At 74.6% G+C, this 8,166-nt stretch carries 7 protein-coding genes; 2 read left to right on the forward strand and 5 right to left on the reverse strand.

The window, feature by feature from the left end:
• Positions 1 to 3: 3 nt before the first annotated feature.
• Genes VKZ81_RS31755 through VKZ81_RS31775 form a run of 5 tightly spaced genes read right to left on the reverse strand, consistent with a single transcriptional unit; the run spans position 4 to position 6,347 of the window.
• Positions 4 to 1,182 (reverse strand): M20 family metallopeptidase, encoded by a 1,179-nt coding sequence (locus VKZ81_RS31755; protein WP_324245440.1) that lies wholly within the window; start codon positions 1,180 to 1,182, stop codon positions 4 to 6.
• The gene (locus tag VKZ81_RS31760; protein WP_324245441.1) at positions 1,179 to 3,050 is read right to left on the reverse strand and encodes an ABC transporter ATP-binding protein; all 1,872 of its coding nucleotides are present in this window, start codon (positions 3,048 to 3,050) and stop codon (positions 1,179 to 1,181) included. Before VKZ81_RS31760 ends, VKZ81_RS31755 begins: the two co-directional genes overlap by 4 nt.
• A complete protein-coding gene (locus VKZ81_RS31765; RefSeq protein WP_414709529.1) occupies positions 3,047 to 3,886 on the reverse strand; it encodes an ABC transporter permease in 840 nt (279 codons plus the stop codon). Before VKZ81_RS31765 ends, VKZ81_RS31760 begins: the two co-directional genes overlap by 4 nt.
• Positions 3,883 to 4,830 carry an ABC transporter permease gene (locus tag VKZ81_RS31770; RefSeq protein ID WP_324245442.1) on the reverse strand — a complete coding sequence of 316 codons (948 nt, stop codon included), beginning with the start codon at positions 4,828 to 4,830 and terminating at the stop codon, positions 3,883 to 3,885. The genes VKZ81_RS31765 and VKZ81_RS31770 overlap by 4 nt, the downstream gene beginning before the upstream one ends.
• A 2-nt stretch (positions 4,831 to 4,832) precedes the next feature.
• The gene (locus VKZ81_RS31775) at positions 4,833 to 6,347 is read right to left on the reverse strand and encodes an ABC transporter substrate-binding protein (RefSeq protein ID WP_324245443.1); all 1,515 of its coding nucleotides are present in this window, start codon (positions 6,345 to 6,347) and stop codon (positions 4,833 to 4,835) included.
• Between the two features lie 103 nt (positions 6,348 to 6,450).
• Here VKZ81_RS31775 and VKZ81_RS31780 point away from each other — a divergent pair, with 103 nt between their 5' ends.
• Together VKZ81_RS31780 and VKZ81_RS31785 are read left to right on the forward strand one after the other, a co-directional pair.
• Entirely contained in the window at positions 6,451 to 7,233 is a 783-nt protein-coding gene (locus VKZ81_RS31780) for a FadR/GntR family transcriptional regulator (RefSeq protein WP_324245444.1), read from the forward strand.
• 29 nt (positions 7,234 to 7,262) lie between these two features.
• Positions 7,263 to 8,057: a TIGR03620 family F420-dependent LLM class oxidoreductase gene (locus VKZ81_RS31785; RefSeq protein WP_324245445.1), complete on the forward strand. Its 795-nt coding sequence runs from the start codon at positions 7,263 to 7,265 to the stop codon at positions 8,055 to 8,057.
• Positions 8,058 to 8,166: the final 109 nt, after the last annotated feature.

Consider the following 8,166-nt stretch of genomic DNA (forward strand, 5'->3'; position numbering starts at 1 on the left):
GGCTCACCGCAGGAACCGGTCGGCCGCGGCCGCGTAGACGTGGGCGCACCGGACGATGTCGGCGACCTCCACGAACTCGTCGGCCTGGTGGGCGATCCACTTCCCGCCCGGCCCGTAGACGACGGTCGGGATGCCCGCGTCGCGGGTGAGGATCGTGCCGTCGGTCGCGCCGGGCACGCCGCCGTAGCGGGCGGGCTCGCCGACCACCTCGGTGTGGGCGGCCGCGAGCGCGGCGACCAGCGGGTGGTCGGTGGCGATCTCGACGCACGGCCGGTCGTCGACGACGGTCAGCTGCGAGGTCACCCCGTCCGGGGCGCCCGCCTCGGCGGCGAGCGCGCGCACCCGCTCCACCAGCGCGGCGTGGTCGACGCCCGGGATCGTGCGCACGTCGACCGCGACGCTCGCCCCTCCCGGGATCACGTTGATCTGCTCGAGCGAGCCGGCCCGGCTCACCGTGGGCGTCACGTACACCTCGCCGAGGTGCTCGTGGGCCGGGTGGGCCTTCTGCAGCTCGTCCTGCAGCGCGGCGAGCGCCACGAGCAGCCGCCCGGCCGCGGGCAGGGGGTTGCGCCCGTGCTGGGGCATCGCGCCGTGAGCCATCGCCCCGAGCAGGTCGACCCGGATCCGCACCGCGCCCTTGGCCGAGGTGCAGATCTCGCCCTCCTCGGGCTCGCAGATGATCGCGCCGTCGACGCCGCGGGCGAGGTCGGTGCCTGCGAAGTGCTTGGCGCCGAGCATGAGCCCCTCCTCGTCGACGAGCGCGCACACCAGCACGCGGCCCGGGAAGGGGCCCGCGAGCTGCAGCGCCCGCACCCCGTGCAGCATCGCGGCGACGCCCGACTTCATGTCCGCCGACCCGCGGCCGTAGAGCCGCCCGTCGCGGATCTCGCCGCCGTAGGGGTCGACGCTCCAGCCGCCCGGGTCGCCCTCGGTGACGACGTCGGTGTGGCCCTCGAACGCGAGCGTGCGCCCCGGCCCGCCGCCGCCCTCGACGACCGCGACGACGTTCGGCCGGCCCGGCGCCACCTCGGTGATCAGCGGCTCCCAACCGAACGACCGCATGGTCTCGGCCACCAGCTGCGCGGCGGGGGCCTCCCGCGCTCCGTCCTCGTTCACCGTGCGCAGCCGCACCAGGTCGCGGGTCAGCGCGACCACGGCCTCCTCGTCGACGGGGTAGGTCACACCAGCTCCTCCGGGACACCGCGGGCCAGGTCGGCCGCCGTCCGGCCGGCGAGCGCCCCGCGGATCGTGGGCACGGCGGCGACCAGCCGCCGCGTGTACGGGTGCTCGGGCGCGTCGGCGACCCGCGCCGCCGGCCCGAGCTCGACCAGCTCGCCGTGGTGCAGCACGGCGATCGTGTCGCAGACGTGGCGCACGACGGCGAGGTCGTGCGAGACGAACACGAGCGTGAGCCGGTAGCGCTCGACGAGGTCGGCGAGCAGGTTGAGGATCTGCGCGCGCACCGACACGTCCAGCGCGCTCACCGGCTCGTCGGCCACCAACACCGACGGGCGCGGGGCGAGCGCTCGCGCGATCGAGATGCGCTGGCGCTGCCCGCCGGAGAACTGGTGCGGGTAGCGGTCGCCCGCGTCCGGGGGCAGCCCGACCGCGGCGAGCAGCTCCGCGACGCGCCCGGGCACATCCGGCTCGCGCTTGCCCGCGAGCGGCTCGGCGACGATGTCGCGCACCCGCATCCGCGGGTCGAGCGAGCCCATCGGGTCCTGGAACACCACCTGCAGCCGGTCGCGCAGGAACCCCAGCTTGCGCTCGGGCTGCCCGCCGACGTCGCGGCCGTCGAAGGTGATCGTGCCCGCGGTGGGGGAGTCGAGGCCGGCGAGGAGCCGGATGAGCGTCGACTTGCCGGAGCCGGACTCGCCGACCAGCCCGAACCGCTGCCCCTCGGCGATCTGGAACGAGACCCCGTCCAGCGCGTGGACCGACGGCGGCCGCTGCCGCAGGGACGTGCGGGGCCGCCGGTAGACCCGGTGCAGGTCGCGGACCTCGATGAGCGGCCGCTGCGGAGCTTCAGGAATGTGGCTTTCCGGAAGCCCAGGTTCGTGGATGTGGCTTTCCTGAACTTCCCGGGGCTCCTCCACCGGGTGGTGGCAGGCGTACCCGCCGCCGTCGCGCGGCGTCCACGGCGGCAGCACCGCGCAGTCGTCGGACGCGTTGGCGCAGCGGGTGCGGAACACGCAGCCGTCGGGGAAGCGGCCCGCGGCGGGCACCGAGCCGGGGATCGTGCGCAGCCGCCCACGGTCGTCGAGGTCGCCCAGGTCGGACGCGGCGAGCAGGCCGCGGGTGTAGGGGTGGCGGGGCCGGGTGAAGACCTCGGTGACCGGCCCGGACTCCACGATCCGCCCGCCGTACATCACCAGCACGCGCTCGCACACCGTGGCGACCACGGCCAGGTCGTGGGTGATGAACAGCAGCGCGGCGTCGCGCTGCGCGACCCCGGACAGGATCAGGTCCAGCACCTGGGCCTGCACCGTGACGTCGAGCGCGGTGGTCGGCTCGTCGGCGAGCAGCACCTTCGGGCCGTTGGCCAGCGCGATCGCGATCATCACGCGCTGGCGCTGCCCGCCGGAGAGCTGGTGCGGGTAGGCGCCGGCCAGCCGCTCGGGGTCGGGCAGCTGCACGCTGCGCAGGAGGTCGACGGCCGCGGCCCGGGCGGCGCGGCGGTCGGGCCGGGTGCCGTGCAGCCGCATCACCTCGGCGACCTGGTCCCCGACCCGCATCGCCGGGTTGAGCGCGGTCATCGGCTCCTGGAACACCATCGTCATCGCGCCGCCGCGCACGGCCGCGAGCTGCCGCTCCGGGGCGCCGACGAGGTCGTGGTCGACGCCGTCGAGCCGAACCGAGCCGGTGGCGTGCACGCCCTCGGGCAGCAGGCCCATCATCGCGAGCGCGGTGAGCGACTTGCCGGAGCCGGACTCGCCGATGAGCCCCACCCGCTCGCCCGCGGACAGGGAGAACGACACGTCGGAGACCAACCGCAGGTCGGCGGTGCCCACGCCGAGCCCGTCGACGGTGAGAACGGTGCGCGCGCTCATCGCCGGTCCACCAGCCGCGGATCGAAGCGGTCGCGCAGCCCGTCGCCGAGCAGGTTGAACCCGAGCACCGCGAGCGCGATCGCCAGGCCCGGCCACAGCGCGAGCTCCGGCCGCACGGCGAGCAGCTGCTGGGCCTCCTGCAGCATCCGCCCCCACGACGGGGTCGGCGGGCGGGTGCCGAAGCCGAGGAAGGACAGCGCCGCCTCGGCGAGCACGGCGATCGCGAACGACACCGACGCCTGCACGAGCAGCAGGCCCCCGATGTTGGGCAGCACGTGCCGGACGGCGATCGCGGTGCGCGGGCGCCCGGCGGCGCGGGCGGCGAGCACGTACTCGGTGGCGAGCACCTGCAGCGCCCCGCTGCGGGCCAGCCGCGCGAACGACGGGACGGTCGCGATGCCGATCGCGACCATCGCGGTGAGCGTGCTCGGCCCGTAGACCGCGCCGAACATGATCGCGAGCAGCAGCGCGGGGAACGCGAGCACCAGGTCGTTGGCCCGCATGACGAGCTCGCCCAGCCACCGCGGGCCCATCGCGGCGACGATCCCGATCGGCGTTCCGACGACCCCGGCGAGCCCGACCGCCACGACCCCGACGAACAGCGTGGTGCGCGCGCCGACGAGCAGCTGGCTCACCACGTCGCGGCCGAACGTGTCGGTGCCCAGCCAGTGGGCGGGGCCCACCGGGGCGAGCCGCGCGGTGGGGTCGACGAGCACCGGGTCGTACGGCGTCCAGACGAACGAGACGAGCGCCGCGGCCACGACGAGCCCGACGAGCGCGCCGCCCACGACGAGCGTGGGCGGGCCGATCCGGCCCCGGGTGCCCGCGGCCGTCACGCCGCCCTCCGCAGCCGGGGGTCGAGCACGGTGTAGGCCACGTCCACCAGGAAGTTGACCACCAGGACCGCGAGCACGAGCACGATCACCACGCCCTGCACGAGCAGCAGATCGCGGTTGGCGACGCCGTCGAGCAGGAGGCTGCCCAGCCCCGGGATCACGAACACCCGCTCGACCACGACCGCCCCGACGAGCAGCGTCGACAGCTGCAGGCCGAGCACCGTCACCACCGGGATCGCGGCGTTGCGCAGCCCGTGGCGCACGAGCGCCCGGCCCGGGGTGAGGCCCTTGGAGCGGGCGGTGCGCAGGTAGTCCTCGCGCAGCACGTCGAGCACGGCGGAGCGCACGTAGCGGGTGAGCACCGCGCCCTGCACGAGCCCGAGCGCGAGCGCCGGGAGCAGGAGCTTGCGCAGGAAGTCCACGGGGTCGGCCGCGGGCGGGGTCCACCCGCCGGAGGGCAGCCAGCGCAGCCGCACCGCGAACACCGTGACGAGCAGGATGCCCGCGATGAAGCTCGGCACGGCCACCCCGACCTGGCTCGCCGCCGAGATCACCGCGCCGCTCGCGCGGCGGTGCCGCACCGCGGCCAGCACCCCGAGCGGCAGCGCCACGACCAGCGCGACCGCCATGCCGGACAGCACGAGCCAGGTCGTGACGAGCAGCCGGTCGACGATCTGCGGACCGATGTCGACGTGCGTGACGTAGGAGCGGCCGAAGTCGCCGACCGGGAGCCCGCTCACCCAGTCCAGGTACTGCACGACGAGCGGGCGGTCGGTGCCGAACGCCGCGCGGGTGGCCGCGACCGCCTCCTCGGTGGCGTTGACGCCGAGCGCCACCCGGGCCGGGTCGCCCGGCAGCACGGACATGAACGCGAACACGACGACCGACGCCACGGCGAGGCTCGCGGCGAACACCGCGGTCCGGCGGAGGAGCTGCAGCAGCACGGTTACCCGCGGGAGAGCGCCGTGACGTCGAACGACTCGCCGATCCGGTTCTGGGGCAGGCCGCGCACGTCGGCGTCGGCGACGATCAGGTTCGGCAGCACGAACAGCCAGTCCGCCGCCGCGTCCTCGGCGATGATCCTCCCCACCTGGCGCAGGCTCGCCACCTGCTGCTCCGGGCCGCCGGCCTCGGACTCGGCGAGCAGCCGCTGCACCTCGGGATTGTCGTAGCGCCAGTAGTAGTCCGGGTCGCCGAACGTGCGGATGTCGCGTGGCTCGACGTGCGAGACGATCGACAGGTCGTAGTCGGCGCCCCGGAACACCTCCTCGAGCCAGCGGGCCGGGAACTCCAGCGGCTCGATCTCGGTCCGGATGCCGACGGCGGCGAGCTGGCTCTGCACCACCTGCGCCGCCGCGACCGCGTAGGGGAGGTTCGCGATCCGCATGCGCAGCGACGGGTTCGGCATCCCCGCCGCGGCGAGCAGCGCCCGGGCCGCCTCCGGGTCGTACGGGGTGACGTCGGGCATCGGCTCGTACCAGGGGTCCGTCGGCGGGACCATGGTGTCGATGGTGGCGCCGCGGCCTGCCCACGCGGTGTCCAGCACCGCCTGGTGGTCGATCGCCATCGCGATCGCCCGGCGCACCCGCACGTCGCTCGTCGGGCCCGAGGCGTTGTTCATGGCGAGGGTGACCTCGCCGTTCGTGGTGCCCTCGATCACCTGGAACCGGTCGTCGCCGTCGAACTGCGCGAGCGCCTCGGGCGCCTGCACGGTGCCGATCACGTCGATGCCGTCGGTGAGCAGGGCGTTGACGGCGGCGGTGGCGTCGCGGAAGTACTGCAGCTCGATCCGGGGGATCGCGGGTGGCTCGCCCCAGTAGTCGTCGCGGCGGGTGAGCACGAGGCGATCGCCGCGGCGGAACTCCGCCACCGTGTACGGGCCGGTGCCGACCGGCGTGTTCGCAAGATCGGCCACGCCCGACGGGTCGAACATCGCGCCGATGCGGGTGGTCATGGAGAACAGCCAGTTGTTGCTCGGCCGGGAGAGCGTGACCCGCACCTGCGTCGGCGAGACGACCTCGACGCCGGACACGACGTCCATCCCGTTCTTGAGCGAGATCGTCCAGGCGTCGGACTGGACCCGCTCGATGCTGAACTTGACGTCGTCGGCCGTGAACGGCTCGCCGTTGGAGAACGTGACGCCCTCGCGGAGGGTGAAGTCGTAGACGAGCCCGTCCGGGCTCACGGTCCAGGACTCGGCGAGCGCCGGCACGATCTCCCCGGTCGCCTGGTCCAGCTCCACGAGGCCCTCGTAGACGTTCACGAGGAGAGCCTCGGGGATCGCGGCGCCGTCGGTGCGGGTGAAGTCGAGGTTGGCCGGCTCGGCCGTGAACCCGATCCGCAGGGGGGCGTCCGGGGAGTCCGGCGCCGCCCCGGGTGAGGCGGTGGAACCGGCCGAGCAGCCGGCCGCGAGCAGCGCCCCGGCCAGCAGGAGGACACCCGAACGGGGCAACGAACGCATCACCTGGAGGATCCTCCCACCCGCAACTGGTCGGACCAGTGGCCTCATCGAGCCGCTACCGTGTCATGGGAGATCGGGTCGGTCAAGCACGAGCGGGGCGGCGATGGCAATGGCGGATGCGGAGGCGGGCAGGCCCTTCGAACCGGTGCGGCCCGTCCGCGCCTACCAGAGCATCGTCGAGCAGGTCGAGGACCGGGTGCTGCGCGGGCTGCTGCGTCCCGGCCAGCGGCTGCCCAGCGAGCGGGAGATGACCGCCCAGTTCGGCGTCAGCCGCTCCACGGTGCGCGAGGCGTTGCGCGTGCTGGAGAGCGACGGCCTGATCCGCTCCCGGCCCGGCGACCCGAACGGTCCCGAGGTGCTGCCGTTCTCCCCGACCGCGCTGCGCAAGTCGATCACGCGCCTGGTCCGCGTCGACGAGATCGGCCTCGCCGAGCTCGTCCAGTTCCGGATGCTGCTGGAAGGCTCGGCGAACCTCCTCGCCGCCCGGCTCGCGACCGACGACGAGCTCGCCGCGATGGGCGATGCCCTCGCCGAGATGGAGCGCGCCCTCGACCGCGGCTACGAGGAGTTCAGCCGCGCCGACGTCGCCTTCCACGACACCGTCGCCACGGCCAGCCGCAACGTCCTCATCCAGGTGTGCAGCGACGTCGTCCGCGGCGTCGTGCTGAGCCTCATCTCGCAGAAGATCGCCGACGCGCCGGACCGCCGCAGCCTCATGGAACGATCCCTGCGCCACCACGCCGAGGTGCTCGACGCCGTCCGCCGCCGCGACGGCCCGCTCGCCGCGCGCCTGGCCCGCGAGTCGCTCTACGACTACTACGCCGACTACGTCCCCGAGGCCGAGCGGCCTCTGGTCCGGGCGTTGCTCGAAACCGAGTTGCCCTGAAGCCGGGTTCAACTCCTAGCGTCGGGGACATGACCGATCGACTGCGCGGGTACGGCGCCGCGCTCTCCGTCACCGACGAGCTGGCCGAGCACGCGCACGCGGCCGAGCGGTGGGGCTACTCCGCGGTCTGGCTGCCCGGCGGACAGCTGGCGAGCCTCGAGCCGCTGCTCGAGATCCTGCGCGCGACGACCCGGGTCGCGGTCGTGCCCGGGATCATCCCGCTCGACGTGCACGGGGTCGACGCGATCACCGCGCTGTACGCGGAGGCCGAGCGGATCGGCCCGGGGCGCCTCGTGGCCGGCGTCGGCGGCCAGGTCGGCATCGCGGTGCTGCGGCAGGCGGCCGACGCGCTCGGCGCCGCGGTGCCGCGGGAGCGCACCCTGCTCGCCGCGCTCGGTCCGCGCAAGCTCGACCTCGCCCGGGATCGCTTCGGCGGGGCCGTCACGCTGCTGGTGACGCCGGACCACACGTCCTGGGCGAAGGAGCGCCTCGGCGGGTCGACGCTCGTGGTCGAGCAGATGGTCGTCCTCGACGAGGACCCGCGGGCGGCGCGGGCGGCCGCGCGCGAACCGCTCGGCTTCCTGGCGGCCGTGCCCGGGTACGCGGCGACGTTCTCCCGGATGGGCTTCGGCGAAGCCGACGTCGCCGACCTCTCCGACGGCCTGGTCGACGCCACGTTCGCCTGGGGCGGCGCCGACCGGGTCGCCGCCCGGCTGCGCGAACAGGCCGCCGAGGGGGCCGACCACGTGGTGGTCGGCCCCCTCGGCGGCCCCGGCGAACCGAAGACCCTGGAACGGCTCGCCACCGAGCTCGCGCTCGCCTGACCCGCGCGGCCCTACGAGCCCGCGGAGGCGTCGATCGAGACCGTGCGGAACTGCGGGCGGCCGTTGACCGGCAGCTCGAAGCCCTTCACGTGGTTGCGCACCGCGTAGT

Origin of the sequence: Pseudonocardia sp., assembly GCF_035305885.1 — a bacterium.
GTDB lineage: Bacteria > Actinomycetota > Actinomycetes > Mycobacteriales > Pseudonocardiaceae > Pseudonocardia.

Excerpts from the sequence above, each read along its gene's own strand:
- VKZ81_RS31760 (WP_324245441.1), bottom strand. The coding sequence starts at position 3,050 with ATGAGCGCGCGCACCGTTCTCACCGTCGACGGGCTCGGCGTGGGCACC.
- VKZ81_RS31775 (WP_324245443.1), bottom strand. The coding sequence starts at position 6,347 with ATGCGTTCGTTGCCCCGTTCGGGTGTCCTCCTGCTGGCCGGGGCGCTG.
- VKZ81_RS31780 (WP_324245444.1), top strand. The coding sequence starts at position 6,451 with ATGGCAATGGCGGATGCGGAGGCGGGCAGGCCCTTCGAACCGGTGCGG.
- VKZ81_RS31785 (WP_324245445.1), top strand. The coding sequence starts at position 7,263 with ATGACCGATCGACTGCGCGGGTACGGCGCCGCGCTCTCCGTCACCGAC.